This is a genomic window from Rhizobium herbae (genome assembly GCF_017873135.1).
Lineage (GTDB): Bacteria > Pseudomonadota > Alphaproteobacteria > Rhizobiales > Rhizobiaceae > Pararhizobium > Pararhizobium herbae.
Genome location: NZ_JAGGJV010000001.1, coordinates 747,393 through 774,131 on the forward strand (window position 1 = coordinate 747,393; position 26,739 = coordinate 774,131).

At 56.3% G+C, this 26,739-nt stretch carries 30 protein-coding genes and 1 pseudogene; 19 read left to right on the forward strand and 12 right to left on the reverse strand.

Annotated features, from left to right (window positions below; translation table 11 throughout):
• Positions 1 to 67: 67 nt before the first annotated feature.
• Complete coding sequence (locus tag J2Z75_RS03735; RefSeq protein ID WP_082554041.1) at positions 68 to 439, reverse strand: hypothetical protein; 372 nt, start codon at positions 437 to 439, stop codon at positions 68 to 70.
• Positions 440 to 703: 264 nt separating this feature from the next.
• Here J2Z75_RS03735 and J2Z75_RS03740 point away from each other — a divergent pair, with 264 nt between their 5' ends.
• Entirely contained in the window at positions 704 to 925 is a 222-nt protein-coding gene (locus J2Z75_RS03740; RefSeq protein WP_062610130.1) for a heavy-metal-associated domain-containing protein, read from the forward strand.
• A gap of 178 nt (positions 926 to 1,103) precedes the next feature.
• Here J2Z75_RS03740 and J2Z75_RS03745 read toward each other — a convergent pair whose 3' ends face one another.
• A complete protein-coding gene (locus J2Z75_RS03745) occupies positions 1,104 to 1,622 on the reverse strand; it encodes a hypothetical protein (RefSeq protein ID WP_062610132.1) in 519 nt (172 codons plus the stop codon).
• 45 nt (positions 1,623 to 1,667) lie between these two features.
• On the opposite strand from J2Z75_RS03745, the gene J2Z75_RS03750 reads away from it, so the two are divergent.
• Entirely contained in the window at positions 1,668 to 2,258 is a 591-nt protein-coding gene (locus J2Z75_RS03750) for a Crp/Fnr family transcriptional regulator (RefSeq protein ID WP_234937112.1), read from the forward strand.
• A gap of 63 nt (positions 2,259 to 2,321) precedes the next feature.
• Here J2Z75_RS03750 and J2Z75_RS03755 read toward each other — a convergent pair whose 3' ends face one another.
• The 3 genes from J2Z75_RS03755 to J2Z75_RS03765 are packed head-to-tail and all read right to left on the reverse strand — an operon-like array spanning position 2,322 to position 5,061.
• Complete coding sequence (locus tag J2Z75_RS03755) at positions 2,322 to 3,368, reverse strand: CBASS cGAMP-activated phospholipase (protein WP_062610134.1); 1,047 nt, start codon at positions 3,366 to 3,368, stop codon at positions 2,322 to 2,324.
• Positions 3,365 to 3,805: a hypothetical protein gene (locus tag J2Z75_RS03760; RefSeq protein WP_062610136.1), complete on the reverse strand. Its 441-nt coding sequence runs from the start codon at positions 3,803 to 3,805 to the stop codon at positions 3,365 to 3,367. The genes J2Z75_RS03755 and J2Z75_RS03760 overlap by 4 nt, the downstream gene beginning before the upstream one ends.
• Entirely contained in the window at positions 3,802 to 5,061 is a 1,260-nt protein-coding gene (locus J2Z75_RS03765) for a nucleotidyltransferase domain-containing protein (RefSeq protein ID WP_209847892.1), read from the reverse strand. Before J2Z75_RS03765 ends, J2Z75_RS03760 begins: the two co-directional genes overlap by 4 nt.
• A gap of 206 nt (positions 5,062 to 5,267) precedes the next feature.
• On the opposite strand from J2Z75_RS03765, the gene J2Z75_RS03770 reads away from it, so the two are divergent.
• The 3 genes from J2Z75_RS03770 to J2Z75_RS03780 are packed head-to-tail and all read left to right on the forward strand — an operon-like array spanning position 5,268 to position 7,441.
• Positions 5,268 to 5,594, forward strand: a complete 327-nt coding sequence (locus J2Z75_RS03770; RefSeq protein ID WP_062583482.1) for a helix-turn-helix domain-containing protein — start codon at positions 5,268 to 5,270, stop codon at positions 5,592 to 5,594.
• Positions 5,591 to 6,496, forward strand: coding sequence for an ImmA/IrrE family metallo-endopeptidase (locus tag J2Z75_RS03775; RefSeq protein ID WP_062610139.1), 906 nt, complete (start codon positions 5,591 to 5,593; stop codon positions 6,494 to 6,496). Before J2Z75_RS03770 ends, J2Z75_RS03775 begins: the two co-directional genes overlap by 4 nt.
• Positions 6,497 to 6,556: 60 nt before the next feature.
• Positions 6,557 to 7,441 (forward strand): hypothetical protein, encoded by an 885-nt coding sequence (locus J2Z75_RS03780; RefSeq protein ID WP_062610141.1) that lies wholly within the window; start codon positions 6,557 to 6,559, stop codon positions 7,439 to 7,441.
• A 120-nt stretch (positions 7,442 to 7,561) separates the two neighbouring features.
• Here the strand turns inward: J2Z75_RS03780 and J2Z75_RS03785 are convergent, their stop codons facing one another.
• Positions 7,562 to 7,759 carry a hypothetical protein gene (locus tag J2Z75_RS03785; RefSeq protein WP_082478073.1) on the reverse strand — a complete coding sequence of 66 codons (198 nt, stop codon included), beginning with the start codon at positions 7,757 to 7,759 and terminating at the stop codon, positions 7,562 to 7,564.
• A gap of 336 nt (positions 7,760 to 8,095) precedes the next feature.
• Here J2Z75_RS03785 and J2Z75_RS03790 point away from each other — a divergent pair, with 336 nt between their 5' ends.
• Both J2Z75_RS03790 and J2Z75_RS03795 read left to right on the forward strand, forming a co-directional pair.
• Positions 8,096 to 8,584, forward strand: coding sequence for a YciE/YciF ferroxidase family protein (locus tag J2Z75_RS03790; RefSeq protein WP_037166890.1), 489 nt, complete (start codon positions 8,096 to 8,098; stop codon positions 8,582 to 8,584).
• A 54-nt stretch (positions 8,585 to 8,638) separates the two neighbouring features.
• Positions 8,639 to 8,902, forward strand: coding sequence for a hypothetical protein (locus J2Z75_RS03795; protein ID WP_062610142.1), 264 nt, complete (start codon positions 8,639 to 8,641; stop codon positions 8,900 to 8,902).
• A gap of 867 nt (positions 8,903 to 9,769) precedes the next feature.
• Here the strand turns inward: J2Z75_RS03795 and J2Z75_RS03800 are convergent.
• The gene (locus J2Z75_RS03800) at positions 9,770 to 10,432 is read right to left on the reverse strand and encodes an adenylate/guanylate cyclase domain-containing protein (RefSeq protein WP_209847895.1); all 663 of its coding nucleotides are present in this window, start codon (positions 10,430 to 10,432) and stop codon (positions 9,770 to 9,772) included.
• Between the two features lie 163 nt (positions 10,433 to 10,595).
• Between J2Z75_RS03800 and J2Z75_RS03805 the strand changes: the two genes are divergently transcribed.
• From J2Z75_RS03805 to J2Z75_RS03820, 4 genes are all read left to right on the forward strand, one after another.
• Complete coding sequence (locus J2Z75_RS03805; protein ID WP_209847898.1) at positions 10,596 to 13,079, forward strand: heavy metal translocating P-type ATPase; 2,484 nt, start codon at positions 10,596 to 10,598, stop codon at positions 13,077 to 13,079.
• A gap of 53 nt (positions 13,080 to 13,132) precedes the next feature.
• The gene (gene cueR, locus J2Z75_RS03810; protein WP_209847901.1) at positions 13,133 to 13,576 is read left to right on the forward strand and encodes a Cu(I)-responsive transcriptional regulator; all 444 of its coding nucleotides are present in this window, start codon (positions 13,133 to 13,135) and stop codon (positions 13,574 to 13,576) included.
• A 240-nt stretch (positions 13,577 to 13,816) separates the two neighbouring features.
• Entirely contained in the window at positions 13,817 to 14,341 is a 525-nt protein-coding gene (locus J2Z75_RS03815; RefSeq protein ID WP_209847905.1) for a hypothetical protein, read from the forward strand.
• Positions 14,342 to 14,519: 178 nt separating this feature from the next.
• Entirely contained in the window at positions 14,520 to 15,734 is a 1,215-nt protein-coding gene (locus J2Z75_RS03820; protein ID WP_209847907.1) for an acyltransferase family protein, read from the forward strand.
• An 86-nt stretch (positions 15,735 to 15,820) separates the two neighbouring features.
• Here the strand turns inward: J2Z75_RS03820 and J2Z75_RS03825 are convergent, their stop codons facing one another.
• Positions 15,821 to 16,264: a cytochrome c gene (locus J2Z75_RS03825; RefSeq protein WP_327791202.1), complete on the reverse strand. Its 444-nt coding sequence runs from the start codon at positions 16,262 to 16,264 to the stop codon at positions 15,821 to 15,823.
• An 828-nt stretch (positions 16,265 to 17,092) separates the two neighbouring features.
• Between J2Z75_RS03825 and J2Z75_RS03830 the strand changes: the two genes are divergently transcribed.
• From J2Z75_RS03830 to J2Z75_RS03840, 3 genes are read left to right on the forward strand one after another with little or no spacing between them, the layout of a single operon-like run.
• Entirely contained in the window at positions 17,093 to 19,306 is a 2,214-nt protein-coding gene (locus J2Z75_RS03830) for a copper-transporting P-type ATPase (protein ID WP_209847914.1), read from the forward strand.
• The gene (locus J2Z75_RS03835; protein ID WP_209847916.1) at positions 19,303 to 19,515 is read left to right on the forward strand and encodes a DUF2933 domain-containing protein; all 213 of its coding nucleotides are present in this window, start codon (positions 19,303 to 19,305) and stop codon (positions 19,513 to 19,515) included. Before J2Z75_RS03830 ends, J2Z75_RS03835 begins: the two co-directional genes overlap by 4 nt.
• Positions 19,512 to 20,015 carry an SRPBCC family protein gene (locus J2Z75_RS03840; protein ID WP_209847918.1) on the forward strand — a complete coding sequence of 168 codons (504 nt, stop codon included), beginning with the start codon at positions 19,512 to 19,514 and terminating at the stop codon, positions 20,013 to 20,015. The genes J2Z75_RS03835 and J2Z75_RS03840 overlap by 4 nt, the downstream gene beginning before the upstream one ends.
• Before the next feature lie 208 nt (positions 20,016 to 20,223).
• Here J2Z75_RS03840 and J2Z75_RS03845 read toward each other — a convergent pair whose 3' ends face one another.
• Positions 20,224 to 20,646 carry a hypothetical protein gene (locus J2Z75_RS03845; RefSeq protein ID WP_209847920.1) on the reverse strand — a complete coding sequence of 141 codons (423 nt, stop codon included), beginning with the start codon at positions 20,644 to 20,646 and terminating at the stop codon, positions 20,224 to 20,226.
• Positions 20,647 to 20,973: 327 nt separating this feature from the next.
• On the opposite strand from J2Z75_RS03845, the gene J2Z75_RS03850 reads away from it, so the two are divergent.
• A complete protein-coding gene (locus J2Z75_RS03850) occupies positions 20,974 to 21,192 on the forward strand; it encodes a hypothetical protein (protein ID WP_209847922.1) in 219 nt (72 codons plus the stop codon).
• Positions 21,193 to 21,318: 126 nt separating this feature from the next.
• On the opposite strand, the gene J2Z75_RS03855 is transcribed toward J2Z75_RS03850, so the two are convergent.
• The 3 genes and pseudogenes from J2Z75_RS03855 to J2Z75_RS03865 all read right to left on the reverse strand — a co-directional run bounded on the left by J2Z75_RS03855 (position 21,319) and on the right by J2Z75_RS03865 (position 22,997).
• Positions 21,319 to 21,651: a four-helix bundle copper-binding protein gene (locus J2Z75_RS03855; protein WP_209847924.1), complete on the reverse strand. Its 333-nt coding sequence runs from the start codon at positions 21,649 to 21,651 to the stop codon at positions 21,319 to 21,321.
• Between the two features lie 15 nt (positions 21,652 to 21,666).
• Positions 21,667 to 22,107, reverse strand: coding sequence for a DUF305 domain-containing protein (locus J2Z75_RS03860; protein ID WP_209847928.1), 441 nt, complete (start codon positions 22,105 to 22,107; stop codon positions 21,667 to 21,669).
• 438 nt (positions 22,108 to 22,545) lie between these two features.
• Positions 22,546 to 22,997, reverse strand: a pseudogene (locus J2Z75_RS03865) (YqaA family protein).
• A 203-nt stretch (positions 22,998 to 23,200) separates the two neighbouring features.
• Between J2Z75_RS03865 and J2Z75_RS03870 the strand changes: the two are divergent.
• The 4 genes from J2Z75_RS03870 to J2Z75_RS03885 all read left to right on the forward strand — a co-directional run bounded on the left by J2Z75_RS03870 (position 23,201) and on the right by J2Z75_RS03885 (position 26,723).
• Positions 23,201 to 23,581 carry a hypothetical protein gene (locus J2Z75_RS03870; RefSeq protein ID WP_062583462.1) on the forward strand — a complete coding sequence of 127 codons (381 nt, stop codon included), beginning with the start codon at positions 23,201 to 23,203 and terminating at the stop codon, positions 23,579 to 23,581.
• Positions 23,582 to 23,671: 90 nt separating this feature from the next.
• Positions 23,672 to 23,899 carry a hypothetical protein gene (locus J2Z75_RS03875; protein ID WP_209847931.1) on the forward strand — a complete coding sequence of 76 codons (228 nt, stop codon included), beginning with the start codon at positions 23,672 to 23,674 and terminating at the stop codon, positions 23,897 to 23,899.
• Entirely contained in the window at positions 23,896 to 25,359 is a 1,464-nt protein-coding gene (locus tag J2Z75_RS03880; protein WP_209847934.1) for a TolC family protein, read from the forward strand. Before J2Z75_RS03875 ends, J2Z75_RS03880 begins: the two co-directional genes overlap by 4 nt.
• Positions 25,360 to 25,373: 14 nt before the next feature.
• A complete protein-coding gene (locus J2Z75_RS03885; protein WP_209847937.1) occupies positions 25,374 to 26,723 on the forward strand; it encodes a multicopper oxidase family protein in 1,350 nt (449 codons plus the stop codon).
• The last annotated feature ends 16 nt before the right edge of the window (positions 26,724 to 26,739 follow it).

The following is a 26,739-nucleotide window of genomic DNA, read 5'->3' on the forward strand; positions in this document are numbered from 1 at the left end:
GTGTCAGGACGACCAGTCGCAGAATGCGGACACGGCTCACATGACAACGCGCTTCAATGGCGGCAGATCAGGCTCTTGGAGGACGAGCGGGAGGATCGATGTCGGTGGATGCCAATTCTGCATGGGGCATCACGCTGAACCGTTGCGCGATCCAGCCTGGTTTTAGCGCCCATTCATGATTATTGGCCGACTGACCAACAATCGCTGTAGTGCAGAGCAACGCCAGGGGGCAGGCTTTACCGCAGTCTAGCTTGATGGGCGTTCGTTCCGGGCAGCACGGCATTTCATCCGGCATATCCATGCCAGCCATCGCGACTGGCGCAGACGAAACTGATGACGCCATAGCACCGTCGGCTGCTCCAACGCCGACAGGACCAAGGATGATCCCGAGCAGCGCAGCAATGAAGAATAGCCGGTGCAAGGTCTTCAGAAACGACATGCGCGCACTTTGGCACGCGGTGAACGACGTGGGAAGTGGGTTCACGCAGATGTGTGAGCAAGGGGGCTCCTCAAGACGACCGTGCGATCATTCAACATAAAACCGGTATCATTGCGAAGGTCCTGCCGGTTTCGCGGAGTGACGCGCGATCCAAGCGAGCCACAAGTTGGTAAAAACGATTTCCATAAAAAAATCGGAAGGCTCTTGACCCTCCCATCGTTGGAAGCCCCACATTGCATCAGTCACATTAATCGGAGACTTCCAATGTATCATCTCAACATACCCGACATGACCTGCGGTCACTGCGTCAGTACCGTAGAAAAGGCTGTAAAGACCGTCGATCCGAGCGCTTCGGTGGCTGTCGATCTGGGCACCAAGACCGTATCCATCGAGTCGCAAGTGGCATCCGAAGCATTCATTGCGTCGATTGCGAGCGCCGGATACGGCGCGTCTTTTAAGAAATCCTGCTGCAGCCACGTTGCCTAGAATTGTCGGTCGCAGCTCAACCAGATAAACACGCGCCGTCTCGACGGCGCGTGTGATTGATGCAGAAAGAGAGCTAACGGACAGATCGTATCAAACGAGCCATGTTTCGAAAAGAGTTCATCGGGGTCAGGTTCTCGAACCACTCCTCTTCACCTAGCAGATAGCTGGCTTGCACATATCACCGGGAGTATCCGCGCAGTTCGTTGTACAGCTTGACCTGGTCCTCATTCAGCACGCCGATCATCTCTAAGTGGGCTGCGAGATGGATGGAGCGCAGATTTGATCGGATTATTTCGATCTCGCGTATTCGCTCCCGCAGACTTCGCCAAGCAAGGGAGCGCTCGCGAAATCCGACCTCCAGAGCCGTTTCCCCAGCGATCAATTTCTTCCCCTCCTCAATGGCGTCATCTCGCATCCTGGCGAAAATGCGCCGTGTCGAATCTTCCTGATCCGCCGTCAGCCCCAGCTCATGCTTCATCTTCAGAACATGCGAAGGTCCGGGTATACCGTTCAGCTCGGCAGCCTTCGCCAGTCCCCACCCTCCTCCTTCTTCCAATTCCGTAATGTCTTCTGCCGACAGGCTTTTGATTTCGCGCAGCTGCTGCCCAACATAAGGCGAAGAATGCGTATGCTCCCCCTGCGCCAGAGCTAGAAAAGGCACAAGCACGGCAAGGAGCGCAACAATCAGAGATTTCATATTTTCACCGGCAGGCTTGTTTCAAGAACGGCAGCTTGCCAACCTATGATCATTGGCGACATGATAGCTATCATGTCAATTATAAGATGTCTGCAGCCCAAGGCCGTTGCTCAAAAGTCCTTCGCAAAAGGCGAGCATCTATTCCACCGAGACGATCCGGTGCGCACGCTGTTCCTCATCACAGGAGGGTGCGTAAACCTCGTCCGCTACCAACTGGATGGAAACCAGGCGCTTTTGCAGCGCTCGACGGCAGGAACCGTCTTGGCTGAGGCGTCCCTGTTTTCGGACCGGTATCATTGCGACGCTGTGGCAGCGACAGCAACCGATGCGATTCTGGTACCTGTTACCGAGGTCCTGCGACTGCTGGAACATGACCTGATCTTTGCAGGGGAATGGATGGCTCATCTCTCGCGGGAACTGCTGAGCGCGAGGAAGCGGTCCGAAATGGCTGCACTCCGAACGGTCAGTGCCCGCCTGGACGCGTGGATTGCCTGGAACGATGATGCCTTCCCAGCCAGGGGCGATTGGAGAGGTTTGGCAGACGAACTCGGAGTTTCCTCGGAGGCGCTCTATCGCGAACTGTCAAAGCGTAGGCGTTGCGGCCACATCGGCACCTTGCTCAGGAAGGCTGATTGACGGCACTTTCAGCTTCGCAGGGACTTCAGGGCGACGACCGATTTGGCTCTGCAGAACCCTTTCCTATTTGGCTGCACAGCGCAAAAAGGCATCCGCCTTATCCGAGAGAAAAACACTTTCGATGTAGTGCCCGGACGCTTCCGCCTGGGCGCGTGCTACTCTCGGTAGTTCCGTTCTTGAGCGACGGACATCATCCAGAGCAATCAGTTGATCGTGCTCTGGGACATCAATGCGCACAACATTGTTCTTCCCGGCGAGAAGGTAGGCCTGTCCCAAGGCGTTCTTCGACTGTGCCCTGGCTGCGATCTTGAACAGTGGTGGCACTCCGAAAGATATTCCCCACCCGTTCACGCCGCCGTTGAACTGCTTGTTGCGCAACTTCAAAGTCTCGTCGCCGGTTCCGAGCGAAAGAATGCGGATGTTCTCGCGTGGCACGTCATAACACGCGAGGACATCCACCAAGGCGTTCATGATTGGGTTGTTCGCCCAAACACCGCCATCGATCATGATATGGCCATCGTTTTCGACTGCCGGGTAGTAGGCAGGTGCCGCAGTGGTGTGCAATGCGACATGGGCGAAACTCTTATGGCGATCCTTCTGATAGTCGGGATGATGGGGCGACTTGTAAATGAATGGCTCACCGTGGACGCCTTCGAAGCTTGGAATGACCAAGCGCGTCGTTGCGTCATCGATGACTTTGTCGCCATAAATCCGCAGAAGTTCTCCCTTCAGTACCGATTGGTCATGTTTGGGCCAAAAGAGGAAACGAGCCAACTGCCGAACGCGAGCGAAGCCCCTCGGCGATGGGAAGATGATATCGCCGCGCTCCGTATAGATTTCGAGCACCTGTTTTGCAGACATGCCGTGGGCAAGACCCAAGGCAATAATTCCACCAGTCGAGGTCCCAGCGATCATGTCGAAATGATTGGCAATCGACGCACCCCCGAGGAAACGCTTCTCGATCTCCGCAAGGTACGCGGCCGGGAAGATACCTCGGATACCGCCGCCATCAATCGATAGAATGCGGAACAGGCGGTCTTTCGGCCACGGCAACTTCTTCCTGGTATGTTGGATGGTGCCATCGGAACGCGGTGGAGCTACATAATTCATTGTTGGGTCTCCGTTGACGGCGAGCGCTCAGGATGCCGACCGCCGCCGGACCATTTCTTGGTCATCACCCAGAATTCGTAAAAAGTGAGCCAGTCAATTGTCCAAGGTATCGTCGTGCGGGAAAGCAACATCGACCCGTCCCACTCGTCGGTTGCCGGGTCGAAGAGACAGAGTGTCGGGTCGGTAAGGGGACCGTATATATGTGGCAACGGCCCTTCCGGATTTTCAGGCATCCTGATCAACTCAGGCGCAATGACCCTGACTTCAGGCGAGTCCCCAACCGCATACCGGACCTCGATCCGGTATGCGGAGAATTGCGGCTTCAGTTCGCCGGTCCAGATCGCCGATTCAGGGCCTGCTTTTCGTACGCGAAACAGCGGCCAATCGGCTCGCATGGCGGTGATCTGTTCCTCAATTGTTTTGAACACTGCCCTCATTTGAAGTTGCTTCCAAAGTAAGTGTGACGCGAACCCTGCACGGGCGAGGCGTACGCGGAACTCTGCGAAGAGGTGACCACCACTGCAGCGGCCGGTACCAGGATGCTGCCGCGTTTGGTATAACCTTGACGGCCATGCTCTGCCGCAAGGCGCGTCTGCATCGCCATTTGGTCAACAGCCTTTGTGACGACACGGTCGCCGAACATTTCGCGAAGCCAGTCCTGCAGTTCGGTCGGCAACATTTCGCCGTTGAGCGCCCTTTCGATCCCCCGGACGAGGTCGCGAAGATCAGCAGCAAAGCGCTTCTGTTGATCAATGGTATCCGGCCACCTGTCGGTAAAAACATCATCGCTGTATACGGGGTTCTCAACCCGGAGCTTTTGGTTACGGATGGTTGCCTGATCGATGTCGTTGATGATCCACTTGGTGATGCGGAAAAGAGCATCAGTCAACGAACTGCCGGGCCTGGCCGCCACGCCCGCGAAGTAGGACAACATAACGGATGGCGGCATCCGTCCCGAACGATCAGCATACCGGACATTTCGAAACCGTTTGATCAGCTGAAGCGCCAAGGTTGTGTTGCTCTTGACAAGGAATTCCGTCTGGAGAGGCACGTCATCAACGTCCGCGTCTGCTTTTACGCGGCGTCGTTCGGCATCCTCCCACCGCCGTTTAAAAGCTTCGACGACCTTCAATTCTGTCGGGGTCCGCTCGATGTACCACTCGCCGAAGCCGTAGGCATTCATCGGGACTTCTTGATCATCGAATGAAGCCTTCGGGCCCCTGGCATGCATAATCACGCTCTGCCGTTCCAAGGTTCCGACATCCCTGAGCGACGGGGAGATATCCAAGTGCATTTGGTCGGCGTAGTAGATCGTGACGCACCGCGTCTGGCGAACGACGGTCAGGCCGCGATAGCCAGTAAGGCCTTTTTCAAGTTCGGTAAGAATTTCGATGGGCGACATTGACCGGAACCGCTCGCCCAACTGGGCAATGATATCCAGGTCATATTCGTCGTCAGTTCCACGATTTGAGATCGTGGCATCAATAGCCATAGAACCCTGCGGATAGAAGTGTTCAATCTGGTCATGAAAAATCGAACTGGTGGCTTCGAGGTGATTTCTAACCGCCTCATATCGGTCAACGGCTTTGCCGTGCAAAGACGGCGGTAGCTGAACACTGAAAGCGATCTCTGCGAGGATCGCGTCGATGCGGTTTAAGAACGGGTCAATTCCATCGACCGTAACTCTTGTCATGTTTACTCTCCAGTTTAGGTTTGTGACGCGCAAGTTTGCTGATCATTGTGGGCTCCCCTTTTTGGTCGTGCTGAGTTCGCTAAAACTTAATTAAAAAGTTCGCTACTCCGAACTCTATATGATGGTCTTGATATTCGAAGTCAAGGGTTCTAAAATATCGCTACTCCGAACCTGTGGAAAAACGAGAAAAAGAAGGAGATCGGATCATGCAGAATAAACTCGGCGCTCGCATCAAAGCGCTGCGCACGGACAAAAAGTTGACTCTTGACCAGCTTGCCGAATTGTCAGGATCATCAAAGAGTTACATCTGGGAGCTGGAAAACAAAAATCCGCCTCGCCCCTCCGCTGAAAAGCTCGCCGATATCGCAAAAGCGTTGGGAGTCACCGCCGACTATTTGATCGGAAGCGATGAGCAGAATCGCACGCAGGCCGAGGACATCGCCTTCTTCCGACAGTACAGCGGATTGCCGGATGACACTCGGAAGGTTCTGAGAGACATGGCAGAATCCTTGGCCAAGTTGGGAAAAAAATGACCGCTCGTATGGGGCCGAAGCCGCTTGTTGAATCTGGCCGCATCACCAAGATGTTGGACCTGGTATTGGGGGAGGATCGGTTCGACCGTCGCCCTGTCGATATTACAAGTTTGGCGATGGAATATTCCCGAAACATCAATCCGGTCAGTCCCATTCACGAGGTCACAGGGAAACATCTGCCGGGGTGCGTTGGAGCCCTGGTCTATAGCCAAACCAAACCGAGGCAATGGGGTATTGCCTACGAGAAAAGCCAACCAGAAACCCGGAGAGCTTTTACTGTCGCCCACGAATTTGGGCATTACATCTTGCATCGCCGTCTCATCGAAGAAGATGACCGTTTCGATGGCGGCATTTTCTGTGATGAAAACAGCGTCAATCGCCGCGCGGGTGAAGGGATTGAAAAGGAAGCCGACCAGTTCGCTGCCGCCCTGCTCATGCCCCTTCATGACTTCCGGCGAAAAGTCACCCCTAAAGAGCGCCCGGATATTGAAAAACTGGGCAATATGGCAGCCCGCTACGGCGTCTCTCTGACCGCCGCTATTTTGCGTTGGCTCGAATACACCGATACGCGGGCGCTCCTTGTTGTATCAAATGAAGGCTTTGCTTATTGGGCGAAATCAAGTGACGCGGCACTTAAGTCCGGGCGATATTTTCGCACGAAGAATGAGGTTGTAGAACTTCCTGCTGCAGCGATTGCAGTCCGCAAGCAATTTGGCCAGGAGGCTATCACTGGCGTTCGGCAGCCCAGCGGCATCTGGTTCGATGAACCTGTCGTAGAGATGTGCATGAGATCAGACCGCTTCGATCAGGAACTGACCCTACTTCATTTCGAAAACGCGGGTCCTAAACATCAAGGAGAGGAAGAGGTCGAAGACACCTATGATCGCTTCCAGCCAAATTGATACCAGCCTGACCATGCTGGAATTTCGGCGTTGTATCCTTGCCAATTGAAAGCTGTGTGGATGGAAATGGCAGACGAAATACGGCTGACCCTACGAACGAACAGCCAAGCCTTTCTGGCGGAATCCGTCTCGAAGGCCGTGCTTGCCCATGGCGAGCCGCGTCAGTGGCAATTTGCGATCACAACCCTCGTGCAATCCCTGGAGTTGGCGCTCAAGGCGAAGCTCGAAGAAATCCATCCAATGTTTGTTTTTGAAAACATTGATGACCCCAAACATACGATCAACATTACAGGAGCAATCAAGCGACTGAGCAATCCGAAAATAGGAACCATCCATTTCAGCGAAACGGATAACAAACGGCTGCACGCGGCGATCAAGCTGCGGAACGAACTGACGCATGCTGAAAGCCGTCTAAATGTTCATCATGCTCAAAATTCGTTTTGCTTTGTGTTCTCCTTCGTAGCCGATTTTTTCCGCCACCACCTCTCCACCTCGGTAAACGAGTTCTTGCGTCCGGCTGACTTGGATCAAATCATTCAGTGGAATGCCGCCCGAAAAGAGTTACGCAAACGGGCACTGCATCGCATTGCGGAGAAAAATATTCCAGATCAGGATATTAGGGACTGCCCCGAGTGTTTTGAGACCACATTTGTTTTGTTCGATGCCGAATGTGCTTGCTACACCTGTATGCATCACCATGAGACGGTGGAATGTCCCCGATGCGGCACCTACACCTATTTTCCCGAGGAAATGATTTCCCTGCACGACGACTTCGACACCGATCTTGACGAGGGCCGATATGTCGTTCTTAACCGGTTCGGTATGGATTACGACGAGGTCTGCCCCGAATGCATCGGGGACGCGCGGAACGAAATTTCCACGGCGCGGTACGATGACTATGTCGAATACATGCAGCAGGAGGCTTATTATTCGCCTCACCGATGAGACGTCGAGGACTTGATCAAGTCGAGGCCTGCTATGTTGATTGCCCGGGCGTATTCATTTCAGCATGAAAAACCCGGCTGGTTAGGCCGGGTTCTCGACTTTCAGCGGATGTTGAGCCCGCTAGTGCGTGGTGCTGTTTATAAGTGCGTCAATGAGGGCGATCTGCGAACGACAGCCTCGCTGATACTCGTTGATCAATATCTTTGCTTCTGCAGTCGCATCTTTGCGCAGAATGCGCTGCTGTGTGCACCAAGCGTCAAGAACCGACTGGAGCATATTGAGGTCTTTTGGTGGTATTGCGATATCAGATTTCTGCATCATTTCCCTCCCAAGGATTGACATCTTTTTTGTTGAGAAGCCGCCTCCTCGCGACCTCCAGCACATTCGACCTTAGTCTAATGTACTAGGTGCACAAGATGAAAATGTGACATTCTGGTTGAGGTACGTAACCGATTTTCTACCGGCCGTGATCGCCTCTCATGGGCCCGTTCTGGGATCAAGGCGAGATAGTTCCCGAAAACGTAGATGGGCCTTGAGGGGCGCGACGGCGACAATGCACGTGATGCTCGGCAAGACGGAACATTGGTTCCTCCAATGAGTTGTTGGCCCATACTTGCCCCGGCTGTCGGAGCGCAATGTTCAGGAGACAAAGCCATGGCCAAATTACTCGAAGACCTGTTCCTCGACACGCTCAAGGACGTCTATTTCGCCGAACAGAAGATCGTCGACACATTGCCCGAGATGGAGCAGGCGGCGACGAATACTCAGTTGAAGTCGGCATTTCGCAAGCACCTGGATGAAACCAAAATCCACGTGACGCGTCTCGAAGCCGTCTTCAATGTGATCGGCGAGGAGCCGGAGGCCAAGACGTGCGACGCTATCCTTGGGATCACCGATGAGGGTGCCGAAATTATGGAAGAATACGAAGGCTCCCCTGCCCTTGATGCTGGTCTCCTGGCTGCTGCTCAGGCAGTCGAACATTACGAAATGTCACGCTACGGCACGCTACGCACGTGGGCGCTGGAACTAGGCTATGAAGAAGCCGCTGAGATTCTCCAGTCTACGCTCGATGAAGAACAAGCCACCGATCTGGCACTCACCGCGATTGCCACGTCCGTCGTGAACCAAAAAGCCGAAGGCTGATCAAAGACGGGGGGCTGACCGATGTCAGTCCCCGTCCGTTGACAGATCATTGTCATGAGCAAACGTTTTACCTATCTGCTCACAAGACTACGCGGAACCGAGCTGCTGGTAGGTTCTGAGGAGCAGACAATTGATGAGATCAAGTCTCTGCTTGTTGAAAACGGCGTGCCAATCGAGAGCGGCCTGGCCGAGCTTCACCAGGTCGGGAAACTGAAAATCGGCAAACAAACCACCGAGGGACTGATCGAAACCATTCTCTTGGCCAAACCACCTCAAGAGGCGGAAAACTCGGCGTCGGCCGATCCCACCGAGCCCTGAGATATTGAAAGTTGCCGATACTGGTCTTGTATTCGCCCAGGGTAGCTGGCAATCCGCCCCAGAACAAACAGGAAACAAAACTATGAGCGCTCGTAAGGGTGAACTGACTAAGGCGGTCATGCATCTGGCGCGAGGCAAAACTTCCTGATGACAGCTGCAAATGCCGCGCTTCCACCCTAATGACGACTTACAAATAGCGCAGAGTCGAACGTCGAAACCGACGAGGTGGTCGATGACGGAACGGCTTTCTAGGATAAAGGCTACCTGCATTCTGACTGCGGCCACGTCGTGGTTTTACGCCCCCGCCTCCGCCGATTGCTGGTCGGCGCTCGACAGTCCAGAGTGGCCCCGTATCGCCCAATCTGTGGCGGCAATTCAGTTGTGCGAGCAAATACCTGTCGGCCCCTATGGGACTGCCAGTATTCAGGTCGAGTCATTCGACTTTTGCTCCGTTTCAAACAGCGTTGCCACCGTCTCAGCGAGAGCACAGCTTACTTGCGAGTCCGGTTCAGATGCCCTGATCCGGATGCCGCCGCTTGACGGTGAAATCGTAGCCATCGTGGCGCTTGATACTGCTGCATGCAGCATAGGAGACACCTCTCTCCAAATCAGCGGGGAAATCGGCGCACTCCTGTCTGGGCTGGAAGAGACTCAGCAAATCGCCCGCGACTGGGCACAATCGCAGTTAGCGCTCCTCTGCAGCTTGCACCGACCATGACGCCGCCATAAGCGCCGCCCCGTCGTGACCGGCCGTTGGACGGGATGACGATCAAGAGTACCGACAGTCAATTCATTTTGGATCATCTTCTGGGTTCCTCGGCTACCCGTGCCAATTCCATGAGGTCGTCCCATGACCGCCTTGTCGCGTCACCGGGGCACCTCATAGGTTTGCGGCGACCGCCGATATGCTTCCTCACAACGCGGCGAACAAAACCACGGCCCCTCCGGGGCAGCCCGCTTATAGGATGAGTACGGCGCATGCATCTTACACACGGGATCGATCCAGGATGGGTCAGCCGACGGAGCAAGCTCGATCTCATAGAGAGGGACTTCACCGGCTACCGATCTAAGCGCCACCATCCCGAGGTCTCGCACTAGGATGCCTCTTGTGACAGCCGCCTCGGCAACGGGTTGAGTGGCAAGTAATTGACCAGGCGATGCGAGCGCGGCGATTCGTGCTGCAATGTTGACAGTCGATCCAAAGAGATCACCAGCTCTACGGATGACCGGCCCATGATTCAGCCCCGTTCGAGTGAGCGGTAGCCGCGATTCTTTACGGCATGCCTGCAACAGCGTTCCGAGCACCTGGATCGCTGTATCGGGCTCAGGAAAAGAGAGCATTGCCTCATCGCCGATCCATTTGATCGGGGGCTCATAGCCGCTGAGGGCATCGCGGACCATGCTCTCGAATACTTCAAGCACGTCAAGCGCAGCCGCGTCACCATAAACGTCCGCAATAGCGCTGAATCCCGCGATATCTATGAATGCGACTGTGGCCGGTGCTTTGGCCGAATTGTCTTGCTGCCTCACATCGCTCTCCACGGTTCGAAGATTTGATCCCTAGCAACACTGCATTCTCGCCCGCATTCGCTTCCTACGCAACTTTCACCCGCTCCCTTCCAAAACACCGCTTGACCTTACCATATTGGGAAGGTTTATCTATCTATGCAGTTAATGAAAAGGACACCATCCGATGACTGCAATATCGAAGATCACACCAGCGTCTCCAGTGCCCGTCGCGACCGATTTTGGCATCGAGGGAATGACATGCGCTTCCTGCGTCGTGCGCGTGGAAAAAGCCATTGCCGCCGTCCCTGGCGTGGCTTCAGCCAATGTTAACTTGGCTACCGAACGTGCAACCGTTCATTTCACGGGAACGCCGGACGCCAACGGGGTACTCCGCGCAATCGAAAAGGCCGGATACGAGCCCAAGATTGTCACCCACGAACTCAGCATTGAAGGCATGACCTGTGCCTCGTGCGTTTCTCGTGTTGAAAAAGCGCTGAAGGCTGTGCCCGGTGTCACCGATGCGGTTGTGAATCTTGCTACAGAAAAGGCGACCGTTCGCCTGATCTCCGGAGCAACTACCGTCACCGCGCTTGAGGCAGCCGTCCGGGGTGCCGGTTATGACGTTCGCAAGGTGGTCGCCGCTGACGTCAGCGATGAAGGTGCGGATCATCGTACCGTCGAGATACGAACGCTCAAGAACCTGCTGTTTTTCTCGGCGTTGCTGACACTTCCGCTCTTCCTGTTGGAGATGGGCTCCCACTTCATTCCCGGCGTCCACGAACTGATCATGGACACCATCGGGATGCGCAACAATCTGTATCTCCAGTTCGTGCTGGCGACCGTGGTTCTGTTTGGTCCGGGCCTGAGGTTCTTCCAGAAGGGCGTGCCAAACCTGTTACGCTGGACGCCTGATATGAATTCGCTTGTCGTCCTTGGTACTTCTGCGGCCTGGGGTTATTCGGTCGTTGCAACTTTCTTGCCCGGCTTGCTGCCTCCAGGGACCGCGAATGTCTATTACGAGGCTGCGGCCGTTATCGTCACGCTGATCTTGCTCGGCCGTTACCTGGAAGCCCGCGCCAAGGGCCGGACCAGCCAGGCGATCAAGCGGCTTGTCGGCCTGCAGCCTAAGACGGCCTTCGTCTCGCATGGCGGCGAATTCGTCGAAATTCAGATCAGCGACGTTGTCGTCGGCGACGTCATCCGGATCAGACCGGGTGAAAAAATCCCGGTCGACGGCACTGTAGTGGACGGCAGTTCGTACGTCGACGAATCGATGATCACCGGAGAGCCTGTACCCGTTCAGAAGTGTTCGGATAGCGAGGTTGTCGGCGGCACCATAAACAAGACTGGATCATTTACCTTCAAGGCGACGAAGGTCGGCAGCGACACGCTGCTTGCCCAGATCATCAAGATGGTCGAGGCGGCGCAGGGTTCGAAACTGCCGATCCAGGCCCTCGTCGACAAGGTGACCGGCTGGTTCGTCCCGGCGGTGATCCTCGCGGCTGTCCTCACCTTTGCCGCCTGGTACGTCTTTGGCCCTTCTCCTTCGCTGACATTCGCGCTGGTGAACGCAGTCGCGGTTCTCATCATTGCGTGCCCCTGTGCGATGGGTCTGGCAACGCCGACCTCGATCATGGTCGGCACTGGTCGTGCGGCCGAACTCGGCATCCTGTTCCGCAAGGGTGAGGCTTTGCAAAGCCTGCGTGAGGCCACTGTCGTCGCGCTTGACAAGACCGGAACGCTGACCAAGGGACGCCCGGAACTGACGGACATGATCGTCGCCGACGGTTTCGACGCCGACCTGGTACTGGCTCAGATTGCAAGCGTGGAGTCCTTGTCCGAGCATCCGATTGCCGAAGCTATCGTATCGGCCGCGAAGGCGAAGGGCGTTGGTTTGGCCACAGTGACGAAATTCGAGGCGACACCTGGATTTGGTGTGAGCGGCACAGTGGGCGGATCGGACATCCTTGTTGGTGCCGACCGCGCCCTGCAGCTCCACAAGATCGATGTTTCGACGTTCGCCCGCGAAGCTGAACGGCTCGGCGACAGCGGCAAGTCTCCCCTTTACGCGGCAATCGATGGACGTCTTGCAGCGATCATCGCGGTCTCCGATCCAATTAAGGAAACCACTCCGCAGGCGATCAAGGCCCTACACAATCTCGGCCTCAAGGTGGCGATGATCACCGGAGACAACCGCCATACTGCTGAGGCCATAGCCAGGCAGCTTGGTATCGACGAAATCATCGCCGAGGTTTTGCCGGAGGGAAAGGTCGAGGCGGTCAAGAGACTTCGACACGACAACCGAAAGGTGGCCTTCATCGGTGACGGCATCAACGATGCCCCAGCCCTGACCGAAGCCGATGTCGGCCTGGCGGTAGGGACAGGAACCGATATCGCGATTGAAAGTGCCGATGTCGTGCTCATGTCCGGAGACCTGAACGGTGTGCCGAAGGCCATCGCCCTCAGCAAGGCCACGATCCTGAACATCAAGCAGAACTTGTTTTGGGCGTTCGCCTACAACGTCCTGCTGATTCCGGTCGCAGCGGGCGTATTGTACCCCGTGAACGGCACCCTTATGTCGCCGATATTCGCGGCGGCTGCGATGGCAATGTCGAGTGTGTTTGTACTCGGCAACGCGCTCCGGCTTCGTCGGGCAAATCCGGCTTGAAATCCAGGCGTCCGGTTCTGGCTGGACGCCTGTCCACTCATAAGAGGTTCAAAATGAATATCGGGCAGGCCTCAAAAGCGACCGGCGTTTCGACAAAAATGATCCGCTACTATGAGCAGATCAAGCTGATTAGCCCCGCGCATCGGACGGAGGCGAGCTATCGCACTTACAGCGACAACGACATTCATACATTGCGGTTTGTCCGAGGAGCCCGTGATCTCGGTTTTTCAGTGGAGCAGATGAAAACGCTTTTGACCTTATGGCGTGACCGGTCGAGAGCGAGTGCAGACGTCAAAGCGATTGCACTTGAGCATATCGCCGAACTGGAACGTAAGGCGGCGGCGATACAAGCCATGACCAAAACCCTGAAGCACCTGGCGAACCATTGCCAAGGCAATGATCGACCGGATTGCCCGATCATCGAAGAGATCGCGAACGCTTCCGAAAAAGAACCATCAGAACTCAACGCCCGGTTTGGGGTTAACGCTATGAAATGAGGCTCCATCCCCAGCCACGATGTCCACTTTACCAAAATGCCGAAGGACACTGACGATGGTTGATCCGGCCCCCTACCCCGGCATGCCACGATGGGTGAAAATCTCTGGGATAATACTCGGCGTGATAATCTTGCTGGCCGCCATTTTGATGGTCACCGGTATTGGTGGCTCTCACGGTCCTGGCCGCCACCTGTCGCCTGCTGACACGGGAAGCCAGACAACGCCACAAGGTGATCGCCCATGAATATGAGACCCGGGCTCCGCAAGTTCGTCCTGATCGCGCACATCGTTTCCTCGGTCGGCTCGCTCGGCGCGGTCGCGGGCTTCCTCGCTCTCGCGGTGGCAGGGCTCACGAGTCAGGATGCTCAGGTGACGCGGAGCGCCTATATCGCAATGGAGGTGATTGCCCGTTTCGTCATTGTTCCTTTGGTTTTCGCCTCCTTGCTCATCGGCGTCGCTCAGTCTCTGGGCACGACATGGGGCTTGTTCCGACACTATTGGGTCCTGGCGAAACTCGTCCTAACACTCCTGACCGTGATTGTTTTGCTGCTCCAGATGGAGGGAATAGCCCACGTCGCGGCGGTAGCGGTTGAGACGACATTGTCCAGTGCCGATCTCCTTGGTCTCAGGCGTTCGCTCGTTATCCATGCCGCTGGTGGCCTCGTCGTATTGCTCGTGACGACGACGCTGTCGGTCTACAAGCCGCGTGGAATGACCAGATACGGATGGCGCAAACTGCACAACCAGAAAGGTGACCCAGCATAGGCACGGCGGAGGGATTTCAGGGAAGAGGTCGTGCGACACTTCGAAATTTACGAAAAATTTAGGTTAATTTTATCTATCTGAACCTGCCTGTTTCGATCTGAAAAAAGAAAGCTAAGGTTGCACCCACACGTCCCTGGGCGTGTCCCAATCTTTCCTGAGACAGCCACGGATCGTCACAATGAACACTATCGTCAATTCAGATTCTGCTTATTTCCCATCAGCACCAAGTCTCGCGTCTCAAGCCACGGAGAAGGTACAATCAAGGGCGGTTGGCCCCGATGTTCTCCGATCATTGGCGATCCTGCTTGTTATGCTGGTGCACCTACCAGTCGAGGCGACACCATCCCTGTTGGTTGGCATTCGTACCTATGCGTGGCTAGGGGTCGATATTTTCTTTGTTTTGAGCGGGTTTCTGATCGGAACCCAACTCTTCAAGGAAGTTTCGCGAACCGGAAGCGTCGGGCTGAAGTCCTTCTATCTGCGTCGTGCCTTTCGAATTTTCCCGGCGTTTTTCGTTGTCCTCGGCCTCTACGCAATATTCCCCATTCTCCGCGACGCTCCGACGATGCAACCGGTCTGGAGCTTTGCGACCTTCACTGTGAATTTCGACTTCGATCCTCGCGTAGGACGAGCCTTTACGCAGGCATGGTCGCTTTGTGTCGAGGAGCATTTCTATCTGGTCTTGCCGCTTCTCGTATTGCTGTTGCATCGTCGAATTAGCACGGGTTGGATGCTTCTAATCGCTGCGGCGATGGTGGTTGCGGGAATGATCCTTCGATACGCGATTTGGGAAAGCCAGGTCGGCGTTCTTGTTGATGCCGACAAGCTGAGAGATGCCTTCGCCGTATATCTCAGGGATGTATATTATCCGACATACACCCGCTTGGATGGCCTGATGTTCGGTGTAATCCTCGCTGCGGCGAGATTTTTCAAACCGGAACTTTGCAAGCGTTACGCGCCTCCGCGCGTCGCCCTGCCGGTTGGTGTTGCCCTCGTCGCAGCCGCTCTTGTGCTGTTCTCGATCCGAGGACCACTTGCAGGAACAAACCTCTTTCTCGTCTTCCAGGCACAGCTTGGTGCAGTTGCCGGATTCCCGCTGATTTCAATCGGCATCACTCTTATTCTTGGCGCTATGCTCGACTTGGAGCATGTTTTGAAACGGTTGCCGGTTCCAGGTGCCGTGATTGTCGCCACCTTGTCATACAGCCTGTATCTGACCCACAAATCGGTCTTCCATGTTGACAGACTTATCTTCGGGGAAGAGAACCTTCAGGGTGGTTTTGGCTTCGTGATTTATCTGGCGACCAGCTTTGCGGCTGCAACCGTGCTCTGGTTTTGCGTAGAGAGGACCTTCCTCCTCATTCGAGATCGCGTTCTCTCTCCGAGCAAATGACCTAAACCGGCCAGCTTCGACCATATCTCGAAGCTGGCAGTAACATTCGCGATAAAATAGGCGCTAACGGCGATTGCAAGTTCCCGCTACTTGGGTTCGATCCGGAACTTGGCATGGCACGACGTGCACGTTTGAAGCATCAGATGAAAGGCATGTTCGGCGGGCATTGATTCCGCTTCTCGTGCGGCGTCAATCTTCCGTGCCAGGGGTCCGCCCATCATGGCCTCGCCCCCCTGCATTCGCGTTTCGGGGCCGAGCGTATCGGGATTTCGGTCAGCTGCGACGGACAGGGCCGACGCGTAAATGCCAAGATCGTTTGCCAACTTGTCGAACTGTTGACGGTCGGTTTCAATGCTTGCGCTGGCTTTCGAGCCAGCCGTGGAGCCGGAACCGTCGAACAACGCCGACAAGGTAGCTCCCGAGTGAGCCCGAATGGTCTCGGCGGCCGCTTTGAACGCTTTTGCGTCGTAGGGCGACGTGTTCTTGAACATGGCGTTGATGGACTTGGCAGCGTTTGCCATCGCCTTCATGCCGTCTTGTCTTTGGATAGAGTTGCTTGGCAGGGCGGTTTGGGCGGTTGCTACGGAGATCGCTGTGGCGAAAACGGCTATTGGAAGAACAAGAACTGCTAGTTTCCTCACGCTTGCATTCATCCCCATGCTACACTCCATTTCCCCGGGGACTATTCCTCCCAGTTTTGACCATGCCATTGGACGGAGGCTCAACCTTCGGGGCTGGAAACGTTCTCGCGTTTGATCCAGGTCAACGCAACTCTTGCATCGGCACGGCACTGTGCTTGAATACAATAACAAGGTTCGAGCGAAAACATGTTCGCCGTAAGCCAAACCATTCGAAGATACGCGAAAGAATTGCTGACCCTTTTGGTCGCAATTATGTTCCTCGTCGCGCCGATGGCCGAGGCTGCTCCCGTTATTTGCGATAACAGCTCACCTCAAGTTGCACATATCGAAACGTCCATGGGTGACGTAGCTGGACAAGGTGATCTCCACCCTGCCGAGCAGAAGTCTTGCTGCAAAAGCGTATGCAGCCTCTGCAACGTCATTCTTCCGGCTTCGAACCCTGTTGTTTTTCACCTGGATTTTGGCGCGCAGCGACACCTTGATCCTCAGCAGTCCATGACCGGCCTCAGCTCCTCACCTGCTCTCGGCCCTCCCCGATCCCTTCTCTGAACACCTCCGCTTAACGGCGGGATGATCCTTCGGTTGCCTGCGATACCCGCACGGCGACCATGTCGGTAACAACTGCCGACACCGCCGTACTGCGTCTCCTTGCGAAGTTTCGGACTAGCCAAGGGGGACGTCCCGGACAAGAGACGAACCAACACGGAGTTAAATCCAATGGATGATCAAAAGGGCCATAAAGGTCCCCACCACCATCATCACGGGCACGATGCTCAGGCCACGCTGGCAGCCGAAAAAAGTCCGGTCACCGATCAGACGGAGGGCGTGATTTACACTTGCCCTATGCATCCGCAGGTAAGGCAAATAGGACCCGGGAACTGCCCCATTTGCGGGATGACACTGGAACCGGAAGTGGTCACAGCCGAAACGGGGCCCAGCGCCGAATATCTCGACATGAGACGCCGTTTCTGGGTGGGGCTCGTTCTGTCCGTGCCTGTGCTCATGCTGGAGATGGGTGGCCACCTCACCAATCTTCACATGGTGCTTGGTGCCCAGACCTCGAATTGGATTCAGCTCGTTCTTGCTACACCTGTTGTCCTATGGGCAGGCTTTCCATTCTTCGAGCGAGCATGGAATTCGCTCGTCACTATGCGCCTGAACATGTTCACCTTGATAGCCATGGGGACCGGAGTCGCGTGGATTTACAGCGTCGTTGCAACCCTTACACCTGGTCTGTTTCCCGCCACGTTCCGCTCCGCAGATGGTTCCGTAGCCATTTATTTCGAAGCTGCAGCCGTCATCACGGTACTGGTACTGCTTGGACAGGTGCTGGAGTTACAAGCCCGTGAACAGACCGGTGGTGCCATCCGCGCACTTCTTGACCTTGCCCCGAAGACTGCACGCCGCGTCCGCGATGGTGTGGACGAGGACATCGACCTGGAAATGGTTGTCGTCGGGGATCGGCTTCGGGTCCGGCCCGGTGAAAAGGTCCCCGTCGATGGCAGCCTTATCGAAGGTCGCAGTTCGGTTGATGAATCGATGATCACCGGTGAATCGATGCCCGTCACCAAAGAGGTCGGTGCAAAGCTGATAGGCGGCACGATGAACCAAACTGGTGGCTTCGTCATGGAAGCTGGAAAAGTCGGCCGGGATACCATGCTGTCGCAGATCGTTCGCATGGTTGCGGACGCCCAGCGCTCGCGAGCGCCCATCCAGCGCCTGGCCGACGAAGTTTCCGGTTGGTTCGTTCCCCTGGTGATCGGGATTGCCGTCGTCGCATTCGCAGCATGGATGATATGGGGTCCAGAACCGCGCTTTGCTCACGGTCTAGTCGCTGCGGTCGCGGTACTTATCATCGCATGCCCCTGCGCGCTGGGACTTGCGACCCCAATGTCGATCATGGTTGGCGTGGGCCGGGGTGCAGGTCTTGGTGTCCTGATCAAGAATGCCGAAGCCTTGGAGCGCTTCGAGAAAATCGACACGTTGGTGGTCGACAAGACCGGAACCCTGACCGAGGGAAAACCCAAGGTAACGTCGATGGCCGCGATAAATGGGTTCACCGAACCCGAACTGCTGCGCCTGGCGGCAACACTGGAACGGGCGAGCGAGCATCCACTGGCAACTGCCATTGTCAACGCGGCGACAGAACGGCAGCTGGTTCTCGGGGTCGCGGAAGATTTCGACAGTCCGGTCGGCAAAGGGGTCACGGGCAGTGTCGATGGACGAAAGCTCATCATAGGCAGCCACCGCATCATGGAGGAAGCTCATATCGATGTCTCGGCTCTCACCAGCCAGGCGGAAGCGATGAGGGGTGAAGGCGCAACGGTAATCTTCGTCGCGATAGACGGCCGTGTTGGAGGCCTTTTGGCGATCTCCGACCCGATCAAAACGACGACGCCAGATGCAGTTCAAGCTTTGCTGAAGGCAGGGGTCCGGGTTGTCATGCTGACAGGCGACAACAAGACGACGGCCGACGCAGTTGCGCGAAAACTCGGGATCACCGAGGTCGAGGCTGAAATCCTGCCGGAAGACAAGAGCAAGATCGTCAAGCGTCTGCGGGAAGAAGGCCGGATCGTCGCCATGGCTGGAGATGGAGTGAACGACGCCCCTGCCCTGGCTGCCGCAGATGTCGGAATTGCGATGGGAACCGGCACGGATGTCGCGATTGAAAGCGCGGGCGTCACACTGCTCAAAGGCGATCTGCAAGGGATTGTCCGGGCTCGCCAGCTGAGTCATGCGACAATGAGCAATATCCGACAGAACCTGTTCTTCGCCTTCATCTACAACGCGGCTGGCGTCCCAATTGCCGCCGGATTGCTCTACCCCTCGTTCGGGCTTTTGCTATCCCCGATCATAGCGGCCGCCGCCATGGCGCTCTCGTCAGTTAGCGTGATTGGCAATGCCCTGAGATTGAGGAGCGTACGGATATGAACTGGGATCGCAAATGGACGCTGATTGCTGCGTCACTGGGCGTCATTCTCGCCTTCTTCCTGCTGCGTGAGCACTGGGCGCATGCATTGGGTCTCGCCCCCTACATTCTACTGTTGGCCTGCCCTCTCCTGCATTTATTCCATGGCCACGGTGGTCATGGTCATGGTGGTCACAGCAAGGACCGCGTGGGTAAGGATGAAACACGTTGATCTACACACGCTCGGCGCAGGCAGATGTCGAGGTGACGACGTCGGCAGAACGGCTATTTGACTACATGGACGACCAGGCAAACCCCGGCACGCACATGCAGAGATCGTCGGCCATGATGTTGTGGGGTAGCATGGCATATGAGTTCGACGACGCTCGCGGCCGAAGCATCGGTTCCGTGATCAAGATGACCGGAAAAGTAGCGGGTTTGAAATTGTATGTGGAGGAAGTCGTCATTCAGCGGCAACCACCGTTTCTAAAAGCATGGGAAACGGTAGGAGTGCCGCGCCTTCTCGTGATCGGAAGTTACCGGATGCGCTTCCAAATAGAGGATAGCGGGCGTCTCTGCCGTCTCCACGTTTTTATCGATTACAACTACCCAAGTTCCGTGGTTGGCCGGATCGCTGGGACCTTGCTAGGTGCAATCTACGCAAGATGGTGCGTTAACCGGATGGCGGCGGCTGCCATGGCGGCATTTTCGGCGAAACTCGGTCCGGACTGACGCAGCGGCAGCCGCGTTGGCGATGGGCGTGTTAACGATAGCCGCCTGCTTTGAGGACAAGACGCTGGTTTTCTGCCTACGTCTCACCGATCCGAACTTGCAGGTGGTGCCAAAAGTGGACATTCCTGCATATAGATCGCCCACATTGCGGCAACGACGTCTCCGGCTTCCCTCTTAGAGCCGCCGTTGCGGCACTTCGCGCGTCGCCTCATGAGGTCATCAAATCGATGACCCGCATGATCGCGACCGCACTGCTCGTATTCTGGGTGCCTTCCGTCGTATCGGTTTTAGCGCAGGTCCAAACATCACCCTTCTTGACGGTAAACTTTTTCTCGTTCTGAACTACCGAAAGTTCTCCCTCAGTCATGTGGCAGAGCATGTCGTTCATCATCACATTGTCCGGTGTCTTCGAACCGGGTTGGATAACAACATCCCGCAACTTGACCATTTTATAGGCCGGTATGACCGAAGCCCGCTCACCAAGCGCAACAACTCTGACACCGGGACCTAGCTCCTCACCCTCATCCGGGCCGTAAGTCTGGGCGGCTGCTGGCGTCGCCCAGGCGATCAGTGGCGTTGCGGCCGTTGAAAGACCGAGTGCGAGCGCGGTTCTACGATTGACGGCTTCCATTGTTTCCTCCCTAGCCAATTTGTTAGGCTGCATCTTACGGATTACTAAATCAACCTGGGCGCGATCATAATGGTTGTCAAATCAACTTTTTGGAAATGGCTTGCCCGTCCTATGGAGGCGTACGGCAAAGTTCCGCCCAATTCGATCATGCCGCGACCGCTAATGAGCGGCCGCAATGGGGCATCGGTGAGCGTTCGGCCGGAACCGATGGACTTCCGCTCGCATTCCGGCCGTCCTGACGTTCGGCGGAGATTGTGGCATTCGCCGCGTCGGAAACATCGCTCATCCCGCTTCAATACTGAAGCGGGGGAGATGCGTCATCCTCCAATGGTAGATGTTGTTAACACCTTTGCGAACGGGATAAGCCATTTATTTTGTTCTATTTCGCCGCCCATGCTGCCGGAGGACGTGCGTTATATGCAGTTGACCGACGCCGACCTGTCAGCTCTCGGGCAGCGCTTGAGATTGGGTAAGTCTTTACGGTGGCGCAGCTTCGATTGGGACGATGACAGCCGTCTTTTCGCGTTCAACTCCGACTTCAGGTGAGCACTACTTGGTCTCTTCGCCCTTTGGGCCGCGACTTTGATCGCCTGGTTGGAAGGGGCAAAGGCTAACAACGCCTGATGACACCGGGTATTGGTAGCACTCTCATCCGTGCTCTCCACCAACTTTTCAAGCCGCCATTTTTGTGCAGCTCTCCGCACAGCGACGGCAAGCCCCTACACACGACTCCATGTCCCCGACACGCTCGCAATCCTCGGCGCACTGAGCGCAGATTTCCGCGCACTGTCCGCAGACATGCTTGTGATGCTCTGAACCAATGAGCATGAAGTGAGCCGAAGTTCGGCAGATTTCCGCGCAGGCCATCATGAGCTTGAAATGTTGCGGTTCGGTGTGCTTGCCGCCCATTTCCAGGCAGTGCCCCATGGCCATCAATAAGCACTCGCGATAGCAGGCGAGACAATTGTCGACGCAGGCTTTCATTTCATCTGAAAGGTGATGCATGCTCCTGCACCCTTCCTACTTCGCTTCCTTGTCGAGCCACTCATTCATCTCGGCTATTTCTTTGGTCTGCGCGTCGATGATCTTTTGGGCAGTCTTTTTGGCCCATTCGTTGTCACCATATTTCAGCTCGACCTCGGACATGCTGATCGCGCCCATGTGATGGGCGATCATCCCGCAAACGAAGGCGACGTCGGCGTCCTTTTTCATCATGCCCTGCATCATGTTCATGTGCAGCGACTTCATGCCTTCCATTGATGCCTTCTGATAGTCGGTCATCATGTCGCCCATGCCCATGTCACCGGACATACCGTCCGACATCATACCCATTTTCGACATGTCCATTTCGGATTTACATTTTTCTGGGTAGGCCATCTCCGCGTGAGAGGCGGTTGGCATAACTGCAAACGTTGAAAGTGCGGCTGCTGCAGCGAACGAGTATCTTGTGAGAGTTCTCATCTCTATTCTCCTGGTTGGATTCAAATATTTGGATTCAGCAAATCAGCTAAGGAGCTTTGGAGGGGGATAAACCGCACGTACCAACAGGAACGGACTGGGCTCGTTCAGGATCGGAGTAGTCGGCAGGGGGCTGAATAAAGGCTCCGCTGCACAGGGCGACTCGGATGGAATCGAACAGCAGTGCAGGTTGGAGCAGCAATCAACATCACGAATGGACATAGGGGATTGATGCCCGGGTTCCGAGGCTGATGGACAGTCGTGACGTGGATTGAATTGGGCAGCCGCGAACGCCCCGTGGACGTTCAAAACCACGACACACACGAACACTATCTGGACGAATCGGTAAAATGTTCTCAGCATGGTCATTGGAGGCGAAATTCCTTCCGGCTGATAACGCACCCTCCAGAAAATTGTTCCCTTTTCGCTGGCTCTGAGACCTCAGAACCCCAAGGCTGAGGTTGCCCCGAGCGTCACCGCCGCGAGAACAAGATAGCGGCCGGTCTTTGCTACCGTGACGAGGATCAGGAAGGACCATAGGGGCTCACGCAACACTCCGGCGATCACCGTCAGCGCATCACCGAACAGGGGCATCCAAGTCAGGAGCAACGACCATCGGCCATACCTCGATACCAACCACTGGCTCTTTCTAGCGCAGTTTTCTTCACCGGAAACCACGCCCTGTCCTGAAAGCGATCAATGAACCGGCCGAGAACCCAGTTGAACACTGCCCCAAGAATGTTCCCGACACTTGCGACGAGGATGAGGCCGGGCACGGAGAATTTGCCCGAAACGAGGAGCCCAACGAGCACGGGCTCAGATTGGAAGGGCAATATGGTCGCTGCGCCGAAAGCGACCAGGAAAAGCCCGATATAGGCCGTTAAGCTACTCACCGAATGTAGTCCGCATATCTCCCATAAATTCCGCACTCCCCCTTCATAACCTGTTGACCTTGCCATCGTTGGAAGCTCTACAAAGGCTTCTTCATGGTCCATCGGCGGAATGGTCCCTTGTGCAGTGCCATATAATCGACGCGAATCATCGGCTAGATGAAGCTCGCAATTGACAACATCCGGGCTGATGCTAGTCCTCGGGCATGGGTATGTATCGAATCACATTGGCAAAAATGCTGGTTCTGCTTCGCTTGGTGATCATCGCATCACTGGCTGGATACTCATTGCCCGCTGCTTCGGCAGCAATGCATGGGTCGATAGCGACATCCACGACCGTCCAATCTGACGACCACCACGACATGACAAACGGCGACCACGTCCATGGAGACGAGAGCGCCTCTCCGGATGACATGCAGAAAATTGCGAAGACGGAGTGCTGCAAAGACTTCTGCGTGAGTTTTGCGATTATCGCGACCGCCGATGTGGACGGCGGCCCCGTCGTGATGGGTTCCATCCGCAAATTCATCGACGACAATCGTGTCGTCGGCGAACTCGTGCCGCTGCATCGCCCCCCTAATATCTGAATAGGACACGCCCGTCCTTGCGGGTCTGAACGTGCGTAGGTGGGCGTTATTGCCCGCTGCGCCGCTGCCGTCTCCTATTCGGATTACACCATGAAACCTATATTTCTGGTGGTTGCCTTGCCGCTCTTCGCAAGCGGTTGTGTTACCACGTTGCCCCCTGAAGTTATTGCTTCGGGCGACCTTGCCGACCTCCCGGTCGATGTTCGCCCCGTCCGCTATCAAAGCCCCGTTTCGGGCTACTCGCACCGCGTCCCGGTCGATCCCAAACCGTGGCGAAACCAGAACGACGCGCAGGCTCCAGACGGAGGCGCGTCATGAACGTAACGAAACTCAAGCTCGCGGCAACTGTCGCGCTCCCGCTTATTCTCGGTGGATGCGTCTCGGCGGCGGAGTATTCCCAGAAGAACTCCGGATTCTCGTCCGTATCCAACAAAACCGCAGAAGCGACCGGAAAAGACACCGTCTGGATTCAGAACCGCCACGATGCCCAGGCCGTCTCGGGTCGGGTGAAGACGTTGCTTGCGAAGGAAAACGCCGATGTCGAGACAGCGGTGCAGGTCGCCCTCCTCAACAACAAGGGCCTCCAGGCAGCCTATGCCGATCTCGGGGACTCGGCTGCGGACGCGTGGCAGTCGACCATGCTCGTGAACCCGACAGTCGAGGTCGGATTGATCGGTATCGGCACGCCAGGGCTTGAAGCTTACAAAACCGTCGAAGGCGTGATCGCCACCAACCTCCTGGCGCTCGCTACCCACAAACGGAACGTGGAAATTGCCGATACCCAGTTCCGCAAGGCCCAGCTCAATGCTGCCATGCAGACCTTGCAACTTGCCGCCGATACCCGGCGTGCGTGGATCACTGCCGTTGCCTCGTGGGAAACGGTCGCCCAACTCAACCAGGCGCAGGCGGCGGCAGACGCAGCTTCGGACCTTGCACAAAAACTCGGCGAAACGGGTGCGCTGACCAAGGGTGGCCAAGCCCGCGAACACGTATTTTATGCCGAACTGGCGGGTCAGACGGCAAAGGCCCGGCTTGAGGCCCGTCTCGCGAAAGAAGAACTGACACGGCTGATGGGACTTTGGGGATCGGACACCGACTACCAGATTCCCAATCGCCTGCCGCAGCTTCCGAAGGGTCTGATCAAGCGAGACCTGATTGAGGCGGAGGCTCTGCAACGTCGTGTTGACCTGCAGATGGCCAAGCTCGATCTCGACGCCACGGCCAAGTCGTACAACCTTACGGAAGCAACGCGATACGTGACCGATCTCGAAATCCTGACGGGGTTCGAAACAGAACGGGAACTGGAGGACGGCGAGAAGAAAGTCGACACGACCGGCAACGTCGCGCTGGAGTTCGTCATCCCGATCTTCGATTCCGGCAAGGCCCGAATGCGGAAAGGCGAGCTGGCCTACATGCGTGCCGCGAACCTGCTGGCGGAAAAGGCAGTGAACGTCCGCTCGGAGGCGCGGTCCGCCTACCAGGCCTATCGCTCCAACTACGATATCGCCCGTCACTACCGCAACAGCGTCGTACCGCTGCGCACAAAGATCGAAGAAGAATCCCTCCTCACATATAACGGCATGATCACCAACACGTTCGAATTGCTCGCCGACAGCCGGGAGAAGGTCAACTCGATCCTCCTGGCCGTCAACGCAAAACGCGATTTCTGGTTGGCCGAAGCCAATCTCGCGCCTGCCATTTATGGCGGCGGCGCGGGCGCAGCCGGTGGCGAAACGGAAGTCGCAGCGGCTGCCGAAAGCGGCGGCGGCGGTCACTAGGAAAGGACAAAGACATGTTCAACAGAAGACAGATGCTCGGCGCAGGCGCGGCCCTGGTTTCGACCGCCGCCTGGGCGAAGACCTCCAACATGGGTCTGCCTGAGGCTGCCATCATGGAAACCGCCGACACGCAGACGCCCGTCCGGCCCTCATCAGGACCGCATTACACCCCCGTCGTGACCCTCAACGGCTGGACGCTACCGCATCGCATGAACAACGGCGTCAAGGAATTCCACCTTGTCGCCGAACCGGTCGAGCGTGAGATGGCCGAGGGCATGACAGCGCACCTCTGGGGCTACAACGGCCAGTCGCCGGGTCCGACCATCGAGGCGGTTGAAGGCGACCGAGTTCGCGTCTTCGTGACCAACAAGCTGCCGGAACATACCACCATCCACTGGCACGGCATGATCTTGCCGTCCGGAATGGATGGGGTTGGCGGGCTGTCGCAACCGCACATCCCCGTCGGCAAGACCTTCGTCTACGAGTTCGACCTCGTGAAATCGGGCACCTTCATGTACCACCCGCATTCCGACGAGATGGTCCAAATGGCCATGGGCATGATGGGGATGTTCATCATCCATCCGAAGGACGAGAAGTTCATGCCGGTGGACCGGGACTTCGTGTTCCTGCTCAGCGCCTATGACATCGATCCCGGCACCTACGTTCCGCGCATTATGGAAATGACGGACTTCAACCTCTGGGCCTGGAACAGCCGCATCTTCCCAGACATCAGCCCGCTTGTGGTCTCCAAGGATGACAGGGTCAGGGTCCGGGTGGGCAATCTCACCATGACCAACCATCCGATCCACATGCACGGCTACGACTTCGAGGTCACCTGCACGGACGGTGGCTGGGTACGGCCGGAAGCCCGCTGGCCGGAAGTCAGCATCGACATCCCGGTCGGCGCGATGCGGGCCTACGAGTTCGACGCCAAATATGTCGGCGACTGGGCGATCCATTGCCACAAGTCGCACCATACGATGAACGCCATGGGGCATGACATCCCGACATTCATCGGCGTCGACAAGAAAGCAGTCACGGAAAAGATCAGGAAACTCCGCCCCGAATACATGCCGATGGGGACCGCTGGCATGGCCGACATGGGCGAGATGGAAATGGAAATACCGGAGAATACCGTTCCGATGATGACCGGATGGGGTCCGCACGGTCCCATCGAGATGGGGGGCATGTTCTCCGTCGTCAAAGTCCGCGAGGGGATTGCGGCCGACGATTACACCGATCCCGGCTGGTACGAAAATCCACCCGGTACGCAGGCTTGGGAATGGACGGGCGAACTGCCCGACACGACCAAGGCGAAAGACGCAAAGACGCAGATCACTCCGAAACCCATGAAGCACGGTTGATCGTGAAATCTATCCC